The following is a 16,766-nucleotide window of genomic DNA, read 5'->3' as shown; positions in this document are numbered from 1 at the left end:
CGGTGTGCCTCCGCTCACAATGACGGTTCTCACGACCGCCGTTCTCGGGCCGCGACGGCCAGCAACTCCTCCGCGTGAGCGATACCCAGATCCGAGTCCGGCAAACCCGCGAGCATCCGGGCCAGTTCCCGGGCCCGCTCGGTGTCCTCCACCACCCGCACCCCGCTGGTGGTCACCGCGCCACCGGTGTCCTTCGCCACCACCAGGTGGCGGTCGGCGAACGCGGCCACCTGCGGCAGGTGGGTCACCACCAGCACCTGGTGGCTGCGGGCCAACCGGGCCAGCCGACGGCCGATCTCCACCGCCGCCTGACCGCCGACCCCCGCGTCGACCTCGTCGAAGACCAGCGTGGGCGGACCGCCCGAACCGGCGAAGACGACCTCGATGGCGAGCATCACCCGGGACAGTTCACCGCCGGACGCGCCGCGCTGCAACGGCAACGACGGCGCACCGGGATGGGCCAGCAGCCGCAACTCGACCTCGTCGCCGCCGTCCGGCCCGACACCGACCTCCACCCCGTTGACCGGCAACGTGGGCTCGGTCCGCCCGGCCGGCCGGGGCAGCACCGCCACCTCGACGCGGGCGTGCGGCATGGCCAGCCCGGCCAACTCGACGGTCACCTGCTCGGCGAAGCGCACCGCCGCCTCCTGGCGGGACGCCGACAACCGGCCGGCCAACTCGGCCACCTCACCGGCCAGCCGGGACGCCTCCCGGTCCAGTTCCTCAAGGACCTCGTCGGAGATGTCCAGGTCGGACAGTCGGGTCCGGGCCCGCTCCGCCCAGGCGATCACCCCGTCGACGTCGTCGGCGTACTTGCGGGTCAACGCCCGCAGCGCGGCCCGGCGCTCGTAGATGCTCTGCAGCCGGGCCGGGTCGGCGTCCAGCCCGGTGAGGTACGTCGACAGTTCCACCGACACGTCGGCGACCAGGGTCGCCGCCTCCTCCAACCGCGCCGCCAGCTCACCCAGGGCCGGATCGGTGCCGGCCTGGGCCTCCAACGTCCGCCGGGCGGTGCCGAGCAGCGCCGAGGCGTCCGTGGTGTCGTCGGTGGCCTCCAACCCGCCGGCCACGCACTGGTGGGCGACCTGCGCCGCGGTACGCAGTCCCTCGGCGTGTTCCAGCCGCTGCGCCTCGGTCTTGAGCTCGTCGTCCTCACCGGCCTGCGGATCGACCCGGGTGATCTCGTCGAGCCCGAGCCGCAGCAGATCCGCCTCCTGGTGGCGCTCCCGCGCGTTGCGCCGCCGGTCCGCCAGGTCGTCCACCACCCGACGCCACTGCGTGTACGCCTCGCGCGTCGCCTCCAGCAGCTTCTCGTGCTCCGGCCCGGCGAAGCGGTCCAGGGCGGCCCGCTGCTCGGCGGGACGCAGCAGGCGCAACTGGTCGGACTGGCCGTGTACGGCCACCACCTGTTCGCCCACCTCGCCGAGCGTCGACACCGGCATGCTCCGCCCGCCCAGATGCGCCCGCGAGCGACCCTCCACGGTGACCGTCCGGCTCAGCAGCATCGCGCCGTCGTCGTCGGGCTCGCCCCCGGCGTCCGTGATCCGGGCGTGCACCGATTCGGCGACCCGACCGCTGAGACGCAGGCGCCCCTCGACGACGGCCCGACCGGGCTGGGCACGCACCCGCCCCGCGTCGGCACGGCCCCCGAAGAGCAGGCCAAGGCCGGTGACCACCATCGTCTTACCGGCACCGGTCTCGCCGGTGATGACATTCATGCCACCGGCGAGCGGCAGCGTGGTGTCCTCGATGACGCCCAGTCCGGTGATCCGTAGCTCCTCCAGCACAGCACCCGACAGTAGACGCGTGGCCCGACACTTGACCAGCCGGCGCGGCGACCCGGGTCAGCGGCGGTTGCCCCGCCAGCCGTGCACCGGCAGGTCGAACTTGGCCACCAGGCGGTCGGTGAACGACCGGTCGCGCAGCCGCACGATCCGCACCGGCAGGACACCGCGACGCACCGTGACCCGGGCGCCCGGCGGCAGGTCGTAGACCCGCCGCCCGTCGCAGGAGAGCACCGCCAGCGTGGTGAACGGGTCCACGGTGATCGAGAAGGTCGAGGTGGGCGCGGTCACCAGCGGCCGGCTGAACAGGGCGTGCGCGCTGATCGGCACCAGCAGCAGCGCCTCCACCTCGGGCCAGACCACGGGCCCGCCGCCGGAGAAGGCGTACGCCGTCGAGCCGGTCGGCGTGGCGCAGACCACCCCGTCGCACCCGTACCGCGACAGGGGGCGACCGTCCACATCGACCAGCAGCTCCAGCATCTGGGCCCGTTCGCCCTTCTCGACGCTGATCTCGTTGAGCGCCCACGACTCGATCGTCGGCCCGCCGTCGAACTCGGCGGTGACGTCCAGGGTGAGCCGCTCGTTGACGCTGTAGTTGCGGCCCACCACGTCGCGCACCGCGAGATCCAGATCGTCGATCTCCGCCTCGGCCAGGAAGCCGACCTTGCCCAGGTTGATGCCGAGCAGCGGCACCTTCGCCGGGCGGGCCAGCTCGGCGGCGCGCAGGAAGGTGCCGTCACCACCGAGCGCGAAGACGATCTCGGCACCCTCGGCCGCCTCCGGCCCGGTCACCGGCACCGCGCCCGGCAGGTCGAGATCCTCGGCCTCCTCGGCCACCACCCGGACCTCGAAGCCTGCGGCGATCAGGTCGGCCGCGACCGTACGCGCGTGTTCCGTGCTGCGCCGGCGACCCGTGTGGGTCACCAGCAGGGCGGTACGGGTCACCGGAAGGCCCGCCCGCCGTGGGTCGGCCGTCGCGTCGAACCACCCGGACCTACCCCCGCCGTGGCGGAGTTGCCCTCACTCACCCGGCCACCTCCTTCGTCACCTCGTCACGCGCGTCACCGGCGGCCGCCGGCGCACCGGGCCCGGCCGCCACCACGGCCCGTACCCGGTCCGGGTCGGCCGCTGGCGCGTCCCGGCGTAACCATACGAAGAACTCGACGTTGCCGCTCGGGCCGGGCAGCGGGCTGGCCGCCAACTCCGCCAGCCCCAGTCCGAGCGTCGCGGCGGACGCGGCGACGTCGAGCACCGCCTCGGCCCGCAGCGCCGGGTCCCGCACCACGCCACCCGCACCGACCCGTTCCCGGCCCACCTCGAACTGGGGCTTGACCATCAACGCCAGGTCGCCGTCGACGGCCGTGCAGGCGGCCAAGGCCGGCAGCACCAGCCGCAGCGAGATGAACGACAGGTCGGCCACCGTCAGGTCGACCTGCCCTTCGATCGCCTCGGCGGTCAGCGTCCGGACGTTCGTCCGTTCCAGGACCCGGACCCGCTCGTCGGTCCGCAGCGACCAGGCGAGCTGTCCGTAGCCGACGTCGACCGCCACCACCTCGGCCGCGCCCGCCCGCAGCAGCACGTCGGTGAAGCCGCCGGTGGACGCCCCGGCGTCCAGGCACCGCCGGCCGGTCACGGTCAGCCCACCGGGGGCGAAGGCGGCCAGCGCACCGGCCAGTTTGTGTCCGCCCCGGGAGACGTACTCGGAGGCGGGGTCGGCGCCGGTGACCACCAGCGGGTCGGCGGGGTCGACCATCGCGGCGGCCTTGCGGGCCACCACCCCCCGAAGCCGTACCCGACCGGCCTCCACCAGGTCGGCGGCCTGCTCCCGGGATCGGGCCAGGCCACGACGGACGAGTTCGGCGTCCAACCGGTTACGACGTGCCATGGGCGGAGGGTCTCCTCAGGCCTGGTCGATGGTGGCGAGCGTTTCCCGCAACGTCTGGTACGCGGCCTCGTACTGCGCGATCTGGTCGGCCGGCGCGAGGTTCGCGGCGTTCGCCATCGCCTGCACGGCGGCGTCCACCGCCGGGTGTCCCCCGTCGTCGGCGCCGTCCTCGCTCCACGACTGCGGCGGTGGACCCGGGCGCGGTCCCGGTGGTGGCCCGGGCCGTGGCGACACGCTCACCGCCGCGCTCCGGCCCGCGTCGCAGCACCCGATCCGACGTCTCGCCGCCCCACGGCCGACCGCGTCGGCCCGGGGCGCCGCGAGCGACGGCCGGTCACGGCGTGGTGTCCGGGCGGCTGGCGGGTCGGGCCGGGGCGTCACCGTCGGCGGGACGTGCCACCGAACCCGGCGTCTTCTTCGCCACCGCCTTCTTCGCGACCTTCGCCACGGCCTTCTTCGCCGCCGGCTGATCCTCCGGCGGCGGCACGGCACCCGCCTTCTTCGCGACCGCCTTCTTCGCCACGGCCTTCTTGGCGACCGGGTTCTTCGCCGCCGCGTGCCCGGTCGGTGGGGCCGCCGCTGCGGTCTCGGCGGCCTCGGCCGCCAGGTCGGCGGGCGTGCCGACCTCCGGACCTCCGGAGACCGGCGACGGTACGGCGGTGGTGTCGGCCGCCGCGCGCAGCCGGCGTTCCAGCTCGCGTACCCGCCGCTCCAACTCCTCGACCTCGTCGGCGGTGGCCAGCCCCACGGCGCCGAGCGCGCGTTCGACCTCGAACCGCACCAGCTTGGTCAGCGCCTCCCGGTTCTCCGCGCCGGTCGAGCGCAGTTCCTCGGCCAACGTCTGGAGCTGTGCGGCGGTCGCGCCGGTCGAACCGGCCAACCGGCGTACCGCGTCCTGCGCCTTCTTCCGGGGCGCCTCCGTCAGGCCCATGGCCAGTTCGAGGTAGGCGCGCCACGCGTCCTGCATGCCTGAGTCCTTTCACCCGCGGTTCCGGCAGGTGTCACGCTACCGGGCCGCGGTCGGGGTCCCGTGCGGTACGGTGCCCGGAGTACGACGTGGTGTGAGGCGAGGAGGCGACGGTGGCCACCGTGGACGAGTGTCGGCAGGCGTTGCAGGATCTGGCCGCGCGGCTGGACCGCAACGCGGAGACCGTCCGCGAGCACGTCGACCTGGACCGCACCCTGGCCTGCCGGATCAGCGACCTGGAGACCGCCTTCCACGGTCGACTCACCGGTGGACGGCTGCTCGGGCTGACCGACGGCGACGATCCCAAGGCGAAGATCGCCATGACCACCACCAGCGACGACCTGATCGCCCTGGTCCGTGGTGACCTCGACGTGACCCGCGCGGTGGCCAGCCGACGCGTCTCGATCAAGGCCAACCCGTTCGACCTGATGAAACTGCGCAAGTTGCTCTGAGTGCCGGCACGCTCACCGCACCGGACAGGAGCGGTGGCACTTCTCGGCACGCGTGGCTCAGCCGGTCAGGCCGAGTGCCTCCAGCGCCGTCGCCGCCTCCGGCGAACCCGGGCGCGGCACACCCTCCGACCGACGCTCCCACGCCACGGCGCAGAGCGCCGCGAGCGCGTCCAGCGGTCGACCCGCGCCGGTCAGCTCCCAGCCGTCCGGCCCGGTCGTGACGCGCCAGCCACCGTGCTCCGCATCGGCCGCCGGTACCCGCACCATCGCGGTCGGCTCGAAGAGCCCCGCCAGGTCCCAGGCCACCGCCGTGGGCCGGCGGTCCGGCGGCGCGGCGAGCAACTCGGGTACGTCACTGACGCCGGTGAGCACCAACAGGCTGTCCAGTCCCGCCCGGTTGGCACCCTCGATGTCGGTGTCCAGTCGGTCACCGACCACCAGGGACCGGCCCTCGCCCGCCCGTCGCGCGGCGGTGGCGAACAGTTCCGGCGACGGTTTGCCCACCACCTCGTCGGGCTGCCGGTTCAGCGCGGTCGCCAGCGCGGCGACCAACGAACCGTTGCCCGGCAGCGGGCCCCGCCCGCTGGGCAGCGTCCGGTCCGTGTTGGTGGCGATCCACGCGGCCCCGCCGCGTACCGCCACCGCTGCCTCGGCCAGGTCAGCCCAGCCGACCTGCGGGCCGTACCCCTGGATCACCGCGACCGGCGACTCGTCGGCACCGGAGACCGGCGTCAGACCCGCCTCGCGGATCTCCGCCCGCAGCGCCTCGGCACCCACCACCAGCACCGGGGCGCCGGCCGGCAGCCGCTCCCCCAACAGCTGAGCGGCGGCGGCCGCGCTGGTCAGCACCTCGTCCGGCCGCGCCGGTACGCCCATCCCGGTGAGCAGGTCGGCCACGTCGGCCGGCCGGCGCGAGGCGTTGTTCGTCGCGTACGCCACCGCCCGACCCTCGCCGTGCAGCCGGGCGACCGCCTCGACCGCGCCGGGGATCGGCCGGTCGATCAGATAGATCACCCCGTCCAGGTCGAAGACGACCAGGGCGTACCCGTCGACCAGCCGCTCCCCGTCACCGCTCATCGCCGCTCGGTCTCCGAATCCCCGGACCGCTCGCCGTCCGCCGGGGACGACTCGCCGACACCACTCGCCGCCGGGACGTCGGACGCCGTCACGGCACCACTCGTCGCCGCAGCGTCGGACGCCGTCACGGCATCCGCCTGGACGACCTCGTCACCACGAGACTCCGCCTCGACGGCCACGACCCGGTCGTCCCCGACCGCGTCCTCGTCCTCGATCGCGTCGTTGTCGGCACGATCGTCGCTGACCGCGTCGACGTCGTCGGTGTGCTCGTCCTCGACCCCAGCAACGTCGTCGACCGCGTCCTCGGCCGTATCGACGTCGTCGGGGCGCCCGTCCTCGGTCAGCTCGCTGTCCGGCCGGGCCGGTACCGCACCCGGAGTGCCGGGGCCCGCGACCAGTTCCTCGGTGGCCTCGTCCTCGTCGTCGCCCTCGATGACCACGCCGTCGAGTTCGAGCAGCCGCTCCGCCGCGTCGGTCTCCGCCTCGGCGTCGACCTCGGCCGCACGGGAGAACCACTCCCGGGCCTCGGCCCGGCGGTCCACCGCGAGCAGCGCGTCCGCGTACGCGTACCGCAGCCGGGCCGTCCACGGCTGGGCCGTGTCGGTGGTCAGCTCGGGCACCTGGAGCATGGCCACGGCCGCGTCCCGCTGACCCAGGTCGCCTCGCGCACCGGCGGCCACGATCAGCAGCTCGATGGCGACGGCGGCCTCCAGCTTCTCCTGCTCGGCTCCACGGAACAGGTCGATGGCCCGCTCGGGCCGACCCAGCGCCCGCTCACAGTCCGCGAGGACCGCGAGGTGACTCTGCACACCGCTCATCCGGTGGTACGTCCGCAGTTCCGCAATCGCCGTCTGCCACTCGCCCGCGTGGTACGCGGCCAGACCGACCGCCTCACGCACGGCGGCGATCCGGGACGCCAGCCGACGGGCGGCCATCGCGTGGGCCAGCGCCTCGGCGGGGTCCTCGTCGATCAGCTGCCCGGTCGCCACAAGGTGCCGGGCCACACTGTCCGCGACCCCCTTCGACAGCGACAGCAGCTCCGCGCGTACGTCCTTGTCGAGATCGGTCGCGACGATCTCGTCCGGCAGCACCGGGGCCGGCGTACGCCCACCCTCGGCCTGGTCCGACCCGTCACGTCGGTCCCGGTCGTCGCGGAAGCCACCGTCCCGACGCTCACCGTCCCGGAAGCCCGAGCCGCTCGACGCGCGGTCGCGGAAGCCACCCTCACGACGGTCACCGCCCCGGAAACCACCTTCCGAGCGCTCACCGCCCCGGAAGCCGCCTTCACGACGCTCACCGCCACGGAAGCCGCCGTCCCGACGGTCGCCGTCCCGACGGTCCGGCCGGAAGCCACCCTCGCGGCGATCGTTGCCCCGGAAACCGCCCTCACGACGGTCACCGTCGCGTGCGCTGCCTTCCCGGCGGGCACCGCCGAAGCCGCCCTCGGTACGCCGGTAGCCACCGCCGTCGCCCTGACGGCGGTCGTCGCCACCCCGGCGAGAGCCTTCGTCCCGTCGATCCGGCCGGTACCCGCCCTCACGCCGATCACCCGAGCCGAAGTCACGTGCGGGACCGCGCGAGGCACCGTCCCGGTCCCGCGAACCGCCGTCCCGGAAACCACCCTCGCGACGCTCACCACGGAAACCGCCCTCGCGACGGTCACCATCGCGACGGTCGCTGCGGAAACCACCCCGGTCCTGGGAGCCCCTGCTGAAACCGCCCTCACGACGCTCACCGTCGCGGCGGTCGCTGCCACGGAAACCGCCGTCGCGGCGGTCGCCACCACGGAAACCGCCCTCGCGACTGTCGCTGCCACGGAAGCCGCCCTCACGACGGTCACCACCATCGCGACGCTCCGGCCGGAAACCGCCCTCACGACGGTCGCCACCACGGAAGCCACTCTCGCGACTGTCGCCGCCCCGGAAACCGCCCTCACGACGGTCACCACCGTCACGACGCTCCGGCCGGAAGCCACCCTCACGACGGTCACCGCCACGGAAACCGCCCTCACGGCGCTCGCCGCCACGGAAACCGCCCTCACGGCGGTCGCCACCACCGTCACGACGGTCGGGGCGGAAGCCGCTGTCCCGACTGTCGCCGTCCCGGCGGTCGCTGCGGAAACCACCCTCACGACGGTCACCACCATCGCGACGCTCCGGCCGGAAGCCACCCTCGCGACGGTCGCCACCACGGAAACCACCCTCGCGACGGTCACCGCCCCGAAAGCCACCGGTAGGCCGGTCGCCTCGGGCGCCGGTGCCGCGCTGGTCGTTGTCGCGGCGGAAACCCGGTCGGTCATCGCCCTGGCGACGCTCGCCGAAACCGCCCTCACGCCGCTCACCACGGAAGCCGCCGGTGCCGCGATCGCCGCGGGAGCCTTCCCGGTCGCCACCGGAGCCACGTCGGTCGCCACCGAAGCCGCCGCCGGTGCCCCGGTCGCTACCTCGGTAGCCGCCCTCACGACGGTCGCCGTCCCGACGGAAGCCACCGGACCGGGAACGGTCAGCACCGTAACCGCCGGCGCCACGTCCACCGTCGCGGGAGTCACGCTCCCGACCGCGATCGTCGCGGTACGACGGACGGTCGCCACGGCGGTTGTCGCCATCGCGGTCGCCGGGCCGTCCCTCGTAGCCCCGGGGACGGTCGTCGCCCTGAGGTCCAGAACTCACTGGTACATCCTTCCTGAATACGTCGTTCCACGACGCAACGCAGTCGAGGGCCGTCCCGATTTCGGGCGGCCCTCGACTGTAACGTGTGTCCGGCGGTGTCCTACTCTCCCACACCCTCCCGGGTGCAGTACCATCGGCGCTGGAGGGCTTAGCTTCCGGGTTCGGAATGTAACCGGGCGTTTCCCCTCCGCCATGACCGCCGTAACCTTATCAACATGTCAAACACAATCCGCACCAACACCAACGTGTCGGGGTGTGTTTGTTTGTTGTGAGTTACACAGTGGACGCGTAGCAACTTTGATAGTCAAGTCCTCGGCCTATTAGTACCGGTCAACTGAACCCGTTACCGGGCTTACATTTCCGGCCTATCAACCCAGTCGTCTAGCTGGGGGCCTTACCCCACCAAAGGTGGGTGGGATACCTCATCTTGAAGCGAGCTTCCCGCTTAGATGCTTTCAGCGGTTATCCCTTCCGAACGTAGCTAACCAGCCGTGCCCCTGGCGGGACAACTGGCACACCAGAGGTTCGTCCGTCCCGGTCCTCTCGTACTAGGGACAGCCCTTCTCAAGTATCCTACGCGCACGGCGGATAGGGACCGAACTGTCTCACGACGTTCTAAACCCAGCTCGCGTACCGCTTTAATGGGCGAACAGCCCAACCCTTGGGACCTGCTACAGCCCCAGGATGCGACGAGCCGACATCGAGGTGCCAAACCATCCCGTCGATATGGACTCTTGGGGAAGATCAGCCTGTTATCCCCGGGGTACCTTTTATCCGTTGAGCGACACCGCTTCCACACGCAAGTGCCGGATCACTAGTCCCGACTTTCGTCCCTGCTCGACCCGTCAGTCTCACAGTCAAGCTCCCTTGTGTACTTGCACTCAACACCTGATTGCCAACCAGGCTGAGGGAACCTTTGGGCGCCTCCGTTACCTTTTAGGAGGCAACCGCCCCAGTTAAACTACCCACCAGACACTGTCCCTGAACCGGATAACGGTCCGAAGTTAGATACCCGAATCAACCAGAGTGGTATTTCAAGATTGCCTCCCCCCATACTGGCGTATGAGGTTCACCGGCTCCCACCTATCCTACACAAGCTAACTCAGATACCAATGTCAAGCTATAGTAAAGGTCCCGGGGTCTTTCCGTCCTGCCGCGCGTAACGAGCATCTTTACTCGTACTGCAATTTCGCCGGGCCTGTGGTTGAGACAGTGGGGAAGTCGTTACGCCATTCGTGCAGGTCGGAACTTACCCGACAAGGAATTTCGCTACCTTAGGATGGTTATAGTTACCACCGCCGTTTACTGGCGCTTAAGTTCTCCGCTTCGCCCCGAAGAGCTAACAGGTCCCCTTAACGTTCCAGCACCGGGCAGGCGTCAGTCCATATACATCGAATTACTTCTTCGCATGGACCTGTGTTTTTAGTAAACAGTCGCTTCCCCCTGCTCTCTGCGGCCATACAACGCTCCACCCGCGCGGGGCTTCACGTCTCCGGCCCCCCTTCTCCCTAAGTTACGGGGGCAATTTGCCGAGTTCCTTAACCACAGTTCGCCCGATCGCCTCGGTATTCTCTACCTGACCACCTGTGTCGGTTTGGGGTACGGGCCGCTAAGAACTCGCTAGAGGCTTTTCTCGGCAGCATAGGATCACTGACTTCACCTGAATCGGCTCGGCATCACGTCTCAGCCTACATGCGCCACGGATTTGCCTATGGCACGGCCTACACGCTTACCCCGGCACAACCACCGGCCGGGCTCAGCTACCTTCCTGCGTCACCCCATCGCTTGACTACTACCCGCCAGGTTCCCACGCTCCCCATCATCAACCCGAAGGTCTCAAACAGTTTGGGTGGTTAGCACAACGAGGTTCATCAGGGACGCTCTTTCGCGGGTACGGGAATATCAACCCGTTGTCCATCGACTACGCCTCTCGGCCTCGCCTTAGGTCCCGACTCACCCAGGGCGGATTAACCTGGCCCTGGAACCCTTGGTCATCCGGCGGAAGGGTTTCTCACCCTTCTTTCGCTACTCATGCCTGCATTCTCACTCGTGCCGCGTCCACAACTCGATCACTCGGCTGCTTCACCCCCGGCACGACGCTCCCCTACCCATCCACACACCTGCACAAGAAACCCGAAAGAATCCTGCGAAGCACACGTGTGAATGCCACAGCTTCGGCGGTGTACTTGAGCCCCGCTACATTGTCGGCGCGGAACCACTTGACCAGTGAGCTATTACGCACTCTTTAAAGGGTGGCTGCTTCTAAGCCAACCTCCTGGTTGTCTGTGCGACCCCACATCCTTTTCCACTTAGCACACGCTTAGGGGCCTTAGCTGGTGATCTGGGCTGTTTCCCTCTCGACTACGAAGCTTATCCCCCGCAGTCTCACTGCCGCGCTCTCACTTACCGGCATTCGGAGTTTGGCTGATTTCGGTAAGCTTGTGGGCCCCCTAGACCATCCAGTGCTCTACCTCCGGCAAGAAACACGCGACGCTGCACCTAAATGCATTTCGGGGAGAACCAGCTATCACGGAGTTTGATTGGCCTTTCACCCCTAACCACAGGTCATCCCCCAACTTTTCAACGTTGGTGGGTTCGGCCCTCCACACGGTCTTACCCGCGCTTCAGCCTGCCCATGGCTAGATCACTCCGCTTCGGGTCTAGAACATGCGACTCAAACGCCCTCTTCAGACTCGCTTTCGCTACGGCTCCCCCACACGGGTTAACCTCGCCACATGCCACTAACTCGCAGGCTCATTCTTCAAAAGGCACGCCGTCACCCCTCAAGGCTCCGACGGATTGTAGGCGAACGGTTTCAGGTACTATTTCACTCCCCTCCCGGGGTACTTTTCACCATTCCCTCACGGTACTCGTCCGCTATCGGTCACCAGGAAGTATTCAGGCTTACCAGGTGGTCCTGGCAGATTCACGGCAGATTTCAGGAGTCCGCCGCTACTCGGGAACATCCATAGAAGACCAGCTGCTTTCACCTACCGGACTTTCACCGTCTACGGTCGGCCATTCCAGACCATTCGACTAACAACTGGTTTTGTAACTTCTTCGATGAGTGTCAGCTCACCACACAGAGTCCCACAACCCCGACCACGCAACCCCTGACAGGTATCACACGCAACCGGTTTAGCCTAAATCCGCTTTCGCTCGCCACTACTCACGGAATCACTATTTGTTTTCTCTTCCTACGGGTACTGAGATGTTTCACTTCCCCGCGTTCCCTCCACACACCCTATGAGTTCAGGTGCAGGTGACATCACATGACTGATGCCGGGTTACCCCATTCGGACACCCTGGGATCACAGCTCGGTTGACAGCTCCCCCAGGCCTATCGCGGCCTCCCACGTCCTTCATCGGCTCCTGGTGCCAAGGCATTCACCGTTCGCCCTTGACAACTTGACCACAAAGATGCTCGCGTCCACTGTGCAATTCTCAACAAACAACCAACCCACAACCCACAGCTGACAACTTGACCACAAAGATGCTCGCGTCCACTGTGCAATTCTCAACAAACAACCAACCCACAACCCACAGCGCGACACCAAACCCGACCACCGCCGGCGGTATGCCACACCAGGTCATGCCTGGAAACCAATCCGGAACATCACGTCCCGACCATCGGTTCTGAAGCAAACAACACCAAAGGGTTGTTCCTTCAGGACTCAACAGGGTGCTAATCATTCCCCCACAGCCGCACCAGCAGAACTCTTTCCACACCACCCCCGCAAAGAGATGGCCGTACTCGAACCTGCCGGCCGTTGCCGAAAGAAAACTCGCCAGTGTCTCCGCCAATTGAGCACCCCGACCCGACATTCGCAGGTCGCGGGCTCCATACCAGCTTTCGCCGGATGGTGCTCCTTAGAAAGGAGGTGATCCAGCCGCACCTTCCGGTACGGCTACCTTGTTACGACTTCGTCCCAATCGCCAGCCCCACCTTCGACGGCTCCCTCCACAAGGGTTGGGCCACCGGCTTCGGGTGTTGCCGACTTTCGTGACGTGACGGGCGGTGTGTACAAGGCCCGGGAACGTATTCACCGCAGCGTTGCTGATCTGCGATTACTAGCGACTCCGACTTCACGGGGTCGAGTTGCAGACCCCGATCCGAACTGAGACCGGCTTTTTGGGATTCGCTCCACCTCACGGTATCGCAGCCCATTGTACCGGCCATTGTAGCATGCGTGAAGCCCTGGACATAAGGGGCATGATGACTTGACGTCATCCCCACCTTCCTCCGAGTTGACCCCGGCAGTCTTCGATGAGTCCCCGCCATAACGCGCTGGCAACATCGAACGAGGGTTGCGCTCGTTGCGGGACTTAACCCAACATCTCACGACACGAGCTGACGACAGCCATGCACCACCTGTCACCGGCCCCGAAGGACCCCACATCTCTGCAGGATTTCCGGCGATGTCAAACCCAGGTAAGGTTCTTCGCGTTGCATCGAATTAATCCGCATGCTCCGCCGCTTGTGCGGGCCCCCGTCAATTCCTTTGAGTTTTAGCCTTGCGGCCGTACTCCCCAGGCGGGGCGCTTAATGCGTTAGCTGCGGCACAGAGAACCGGAGAGGCCCCCCACACCTAGCGCCCAACGTTTACAGCGTGGACTACCAGGGTATCTAATCCTGTTCGCTCCCCACGCTTTCGCTCCTCAGCGTCAGTATCGGCCCAGAGACCCGCCTTCGCCACCGGTGTTCCTCCTGATATCTGCGCATTTCACCGCTACACCAGGAATTCCAGTCTCCCCTACCGAACTCTAGCCTGCCCGTATCGACTGCAGGCCCGCAGTTGAGCCACGGGTTTTCACAGTCGACGCGACAAGCCGCCTACGAGCTCTTTACGCCCAATAAATCCGGACAACGCTCGCGCCCTACGTCTTACCGCGGCTGCTGGCACGTAGTTGGCCGGCGCTTCTTCTGCAGGTACCGTCACTTGCGCTTCGTCCCTGCTGAAAGAGGTTTACAACCCGAAGGCCGTCATCCCTCACGCGGCGTCGCTGCATCAGGCTTCCGCCCATTGTGCAATATTCCCCACTGCTGCCTCCCGTAGGAGTCTGGGCCGTGTCTCAGTCCCAGTGTGGCCGGTCGCCCTCTCAGGCCGGCTACCCGTCGTCGCCTTGGTAGGCCATTACCCCACCAACAAGCTGATAGGCCGCGAGCCCATCCCAAGCCGAAAAACTTTCCACCCACAAACATGCGCCCATGAGTGAATATTCGGTATTAGCCCCCGTTTCCGAGGGTTATCCCAAAGCCTAGGGCAGGTTGCTCACGTGTTACTCACCCGTTCGCCGCTCGAGTACCCCGAAGGGCCTTTCCGCTCGACTTGCATGTGTTAAGCACGCCGCCAGCGTTCGTCCTGAGCCAGGATCAAACTCTCCAACAAAAACCTATTGGAAAAGCAAACCCCAGCAACAAAATGTTGTTGCCAAAGGAATCCCCACCAACCCGAAAGTTGGCACGGGGCATCATAAAACAATTTGGCACTGGCTTATCAAGCACCCTGTTGAGTTCTCAAAGAACAACCACACACCATCAGAACACCCACACCAGCAGGCACCCCTCCGGGGCATCACCCGCACCCACCTCGCGGCGGGCACTTTTACTACGTTACCCGCTGGTTTCAACCGTGTCAAACCCGCTTCCGCTGGTTTGTCGCGCTTCCACCCTTTTGTCGGGCACCACAGATCCGTTCGGCTGTCGCCGCTCGTCTCGTGGCTTTGGCAGGCCGGCCGCTTGCGATTTCCCGCTAGCTCGCCCGGTTCCCTGCCGGTCGTCAACCCTACCCGGTCGGTTCCGCCTCGCCAAATCCGCCTCGCGGCGAATCGGGGTGCACCACCCGGCCTCGGTTTCGATGAGTGTATACACCGCACTCGAGGGGTTGACCAGCACCCCGGCCTTAGGTCTTTCGACCGTTTCGTCCGTTCCGCGCTGACAGAGAGAAAGTTACGCGCCCGACGGATTGATCGTCAAATCCGCCGGGCGCGTCCCGCGTCACACCGCGCTCAGCTCGCCACTTCGACGCCGGCGAACGAGCGCTTGCCCCGTCGCAGCACCAGGTACCGCCCGTGCAACAGGTCCTGCGCCGTGGGTACGGCGTCGACCGCGGTCACCCGCTCGTTGTTGAGGTAGGCACCACCCTCGGTGATCACCCGACGGGCCTCCTTCATGCTCGGCACCAGGCCGGACTCCTTGAGCAGGGTGGCCACGTCCGGTAGGTGGTCGAGGCGTACCAGGCCGGCCTCGGCGAGCGCGGCGCGCAGCGTCACCGGCGTCAGGTCGGCCAGCGAGCCCCGCCCGAACAACGCCTGGCTGGCGGCGACCACCTGCGCCATCTCGCGTTCGCCGTGGACCAGGGTGGTCAACTCCTCGGCCAGGGCCCGTTGTGCCGCCCGACCCGCCGGGCGCTCCGCACTCTCCTTCTCCAACGCCTCCAGCTCCTCCCGGGAGCGGAAGCTGAAGTAGCGCAGGTAACGGCCGATGTCCCGGTCGTCGACGTTGATCCAGAACTGGTAGAAGGCGTACGGGCTGGTCATCTCCGGGTCGAGCCAGACCGCGCCGCCCTCGGTCTTGCCGAACTTCGTGCCGTCCGACCTGGTGACCAGTGGAGTGGTGAAGGCCTGGACCGGGCCGAGCCCGCGACGGCGTACGTAGTCCACGCCCGCGGTGATGTTGCCCCACTGGTCCGAGCCGCCGAACTGGAGCTGGCAGCCGTGCCGGCGGTGCAGCTCGAAGAAGTCGTTGGCCTGCAGGAGTTGGTAGCTGAACTCGGTGAAGCTGATCCCGCTCTCCAGCCGGGCCCGCACCACCTCGCGAGCCAGCATCTTGTTGACCGGGAAGTGCTTGCCGACGTCGCGGAGGAACTCGACCACCGACATCTCGCCGGTCCAGTCCAGGTTGTTGACCAGTTCGGCGGCGTTGTCCCCGGAGTACGAGACGAACGGGGCGAGCTGGTCGCGGATGCGGCTCACCCATCCGGCCACCACCTCGGGGGCGTTGAGCGTCCGCTCCGCGCTCTCCTTCGGGTCACCGATCTGCCCGGTCGCGCCGCCGACCAGCAGGAGCGGTCGGTGCCCGGCGAGCTGGAGACGGCGGGCGGTGGTGACCTGCATGAGGTGGCCGGCGTGCAGGCTCGGCGCGGTCGGGTCGAAGCCGACATAGAACGCGGCCCCGCTGCCGTCGAGCAGCCCACGCAGCTCGTCGGGGTCGGTGGAGTCCTGGATCAGGCCGCGCCACCGCAGGTCATCGGTCAGGGAGTCCCGCCGGGGCGGCGGGAGGCTGCTCTCGGTCACGGTCACCGATTCTCCCCCATCGGCCGGGTTCGGCCCTACCGGGTCAGCCCGTGCCGACGCTCCGGTTACGCTGACGACGCCAAGATCGAGGAGGCTGCCGTGGAGTTCCCGGACGTGTCGAGCGGCTTCGCCGGACTGCTCGGGCTGGAGTTCACCGAGATCAGCGGTGACCGGGTGACGATTCGCTGGCGGGTACGCCCGGAGTTGCACCAGCCGTACGGGCTCCAGCACGGCGGGGTCTACTGCGCGGTGGTGGAGACGGCGGCCAGCGTGGGCGGCGGTGTGTGGCTGGGTGACCGGGGGCAGGTCGTCGGCGTGTCCAACCAGACGGACTTCCTGCGGGCGGTGCGCGACGGCGAGTTGACCGCGGTGGGCACCCCGGTGCACCGGGGACGCAGCCAGCAGCTCTGGCAGGTGGAGATCACCGACGCGGATGGCCGGCTGGTGGCCCGCGGCCAGGTACGCCTGCAGAACCTCTACCCGAACGCCTGACCCCGACCGGACGTCCGACGCCGGGGCGCGGCTCGGTGGTGCGCGCACCTGACCACGGCTGAGCCCGGCAGCGGATGCCGGTTTTGTGGAAAATTGACGCGTTAACGGCGATATGGTCGCGTCGATGACCGCGCCCGCCCCGCC

Annotated in this window: 11 protein-coding genes and 3 rRNA genes; 2 read left to right on the top strand and 12 right to left on the bottom strand. The window is 67.9% G+C overall.

The window, feature by feature from the left end:
• Positions 1-29: 29 nt before the first annotated feature.
• From recN to HUT12_RS11445, 5 genes are all read right to left on the bottom strand, one after another.
• Positions 30-1,787: a DNA repair protein RecN gene (gene recN, locus HUT12_RS11465; protein ID WP_176093332.1), complete on the bottom strand. Its 1,758-nt coding sequence runs from the start codon at positions 1,785-1,787 to the stop codon at positions 30-32.
• Positions 1,788-1,844: 57 nt separating this feature from the next.
• Complete coding sequence (locus HUT12_RS11460) at positions 1,845-2,729, bottom strand: NAD kinase (RefSeq protein WP_131054652.1); 885 nt, start codon at positions 2,727-2,729, stop codon at positions 1,845-1,847.
• Positions 2,730-2,808: 79 nt separating this feature from the next.
• Complete coding sequence (locus HUT12_RS11455) at positions 2,809-3,669, bottom strand: TlyA family RNA methyltransferase (RefSeq protein WP_176093331.1); 861 nt, start codon at positions 3,667-3,669, stop codon at positions 2,809-2,811.
• A 15-nt stretch (positions 3,670-3,684) separates the two neighbouring features.
• The gene (locus HUT12_RS11450; RefSeq protein WP_254876780.1) at positions 3,685-3,909 is read right to left on the bottom strand and encodes a hypothetical protein; all 225 of its coding nucleotides are present in this window, start codon (positions 3,907-3,909) and stop codon (positions 3,685-3,687) included.
• A gap of 94 nt (positions 3,910-4,003) precedes the next feature.
• Positions 4,004-4,636 carry a phasin family protein gene (locus tag HUT12_RS11445; RefSeq protein ID WP_176093330.1) on the bottom strand — a complete coding sequence of 211 codons (633 nt, stop codon included), beginning with the start codon at positions 4,634-4,636 and terminating at the stop codon, positions 4,004-4,006.
• Positions 4,637-4,749: 113 nt separating this feature from the next.
• Here HUT12_RS11445 and HUT12_RS11440 point away from each other — a divergent pair, with 113 nt between their 5' ends.
• Positions 4,750-5,088 carry an SCP2 sterol-binding domain-containing protein gene (locus HUT12_RS11440; RefSeq protein WP_131056384.1) on the top strand — a complete coding sequence of 113 codons (339 nt, stop codon included), beginning with the start codon at positions 4,750-4,752 and terminating at the stop codon, positions 5,086-5,088.
• 57 nt (positions 5,089-5,145) lie between these two features.
• On the opposite strand, the gene HUT12_RS11435 is transcribed toward HUT12_RS11440, so the two are convergent.
• From HUT12_RS11435 to tyrS, 7 genes are all read right to left on the bottom strand, one after another.
• Positions 5,146-6,165: an HAD-IIA family hydrolase gene (locus tag HUT12_RS11435; RefSeq protein ID WP_176093329.1), complete on the bottom strand. Its 1,020-nt coding sequence runs from the start codon at positions 6,163-6,165 to the stop codon at positions 5,146-5,148.
• Complete coding sequence (locus HUT12_RS11430) at positions 6,162-7,169, bottom strand: lipopolysaccharide assembly protein LapB (RefSeq protein ID WP_236145966.1); 1,008 nt, start codon at positions 7,167-7,169, stop codon at positions 6,162-6,164. The genes HUT12_RS11435 and HUT12_RS11430 overlap by 4 nt, the downstream gene beginning before the upstream one ends.
• Positions 7,136-8,770 carry a hypothetical protein gene (locus tag HUT12_RS32760; RefSeq protein WP_254876779.1) on the bottom strand — a complete coding sequence of 545 codons (1,635 nt, stop codon included), beginning with the start codon at positions 8,768-8,770 and terminating at the stop codon, positions 7,136-7,138. The genes HUT12_RS11430 and HUT12_RS32760 overlap by 34 nt, the downstream gene beginning before the upstream one ends.
• Before the next feature lie 151 nt (positions 8,771-8,921).
• Positions 8,922-9,038, bottom strand: a 5S ribosomal RNA gene (gene rrf / locus HUT12_RS11425).
• A 96-nt stretch (positions 9,039-9,134) separates the two neighbouring features.
• Positions 9,135-12,248: ribosomal RNA gene (locus HUT12_RS11420) — 23S ribosomal RNA — on the bottom strand.
• Positions 12,249-12,708: 460 nt separating this feature from the next.
• Positions 12,709-14,224: ribosomal RNA gene (locus tag HUT12_RS11415) — 16S ribosomal RNA — on the bottom strand.
• The 16S, 23S and 5S rRNA genes sit together here, the layout of an rRNA operon.
• A 619-nt stretch (positions 14,225-14,843) precedes the next feature.
• The gene (gene tyrS / locus HUT12_RS11410) at positions 14,844-16,130 is read right to left on the bottom strand and encodes a tyrosine--tRNA ligase (RefSeq protein ID WP_176095741.1); all 1,287 of its coding nucleotides are present in this window, start codon (positions 16,128-16,130) and stop codon (positions 14,844-14,846) included.
• A gap of 99 nt (positions 16,131-16,229) precedes the next feature.
• Here tyrS and HUT12_RS11405 point away from each other — a divergent pair, with 99 nt between their 5' ends.
• The gene (locus HUT12_RS11405) at positions 16,230-16,622 is read left to right on the top strand and encodes a PaaI family thioesterase (RefSeq protein WP_131054953.1); all 393 of its coding nucleotides are present in this window, start codon (positions 16,230-16,232) and stop codon (positions 16,620-16,622) included.
• Positions 16,623-16,766: the final 144 nt, after the last annotated feature.

Source organism: Verrucosispora sp. NA02020, from assembly GCF_013364215.1.
GTDB lineage: Bacteria > Actinomycetota > Actinomycetes > Mycobacteriales > Micromonosporaceae > Micromonospora.
The sequence above is the reverse complement of the archived record's forward strand: the minus strand, read 5'-3'. Positions and strand labels throughout refer to the sequence as shown.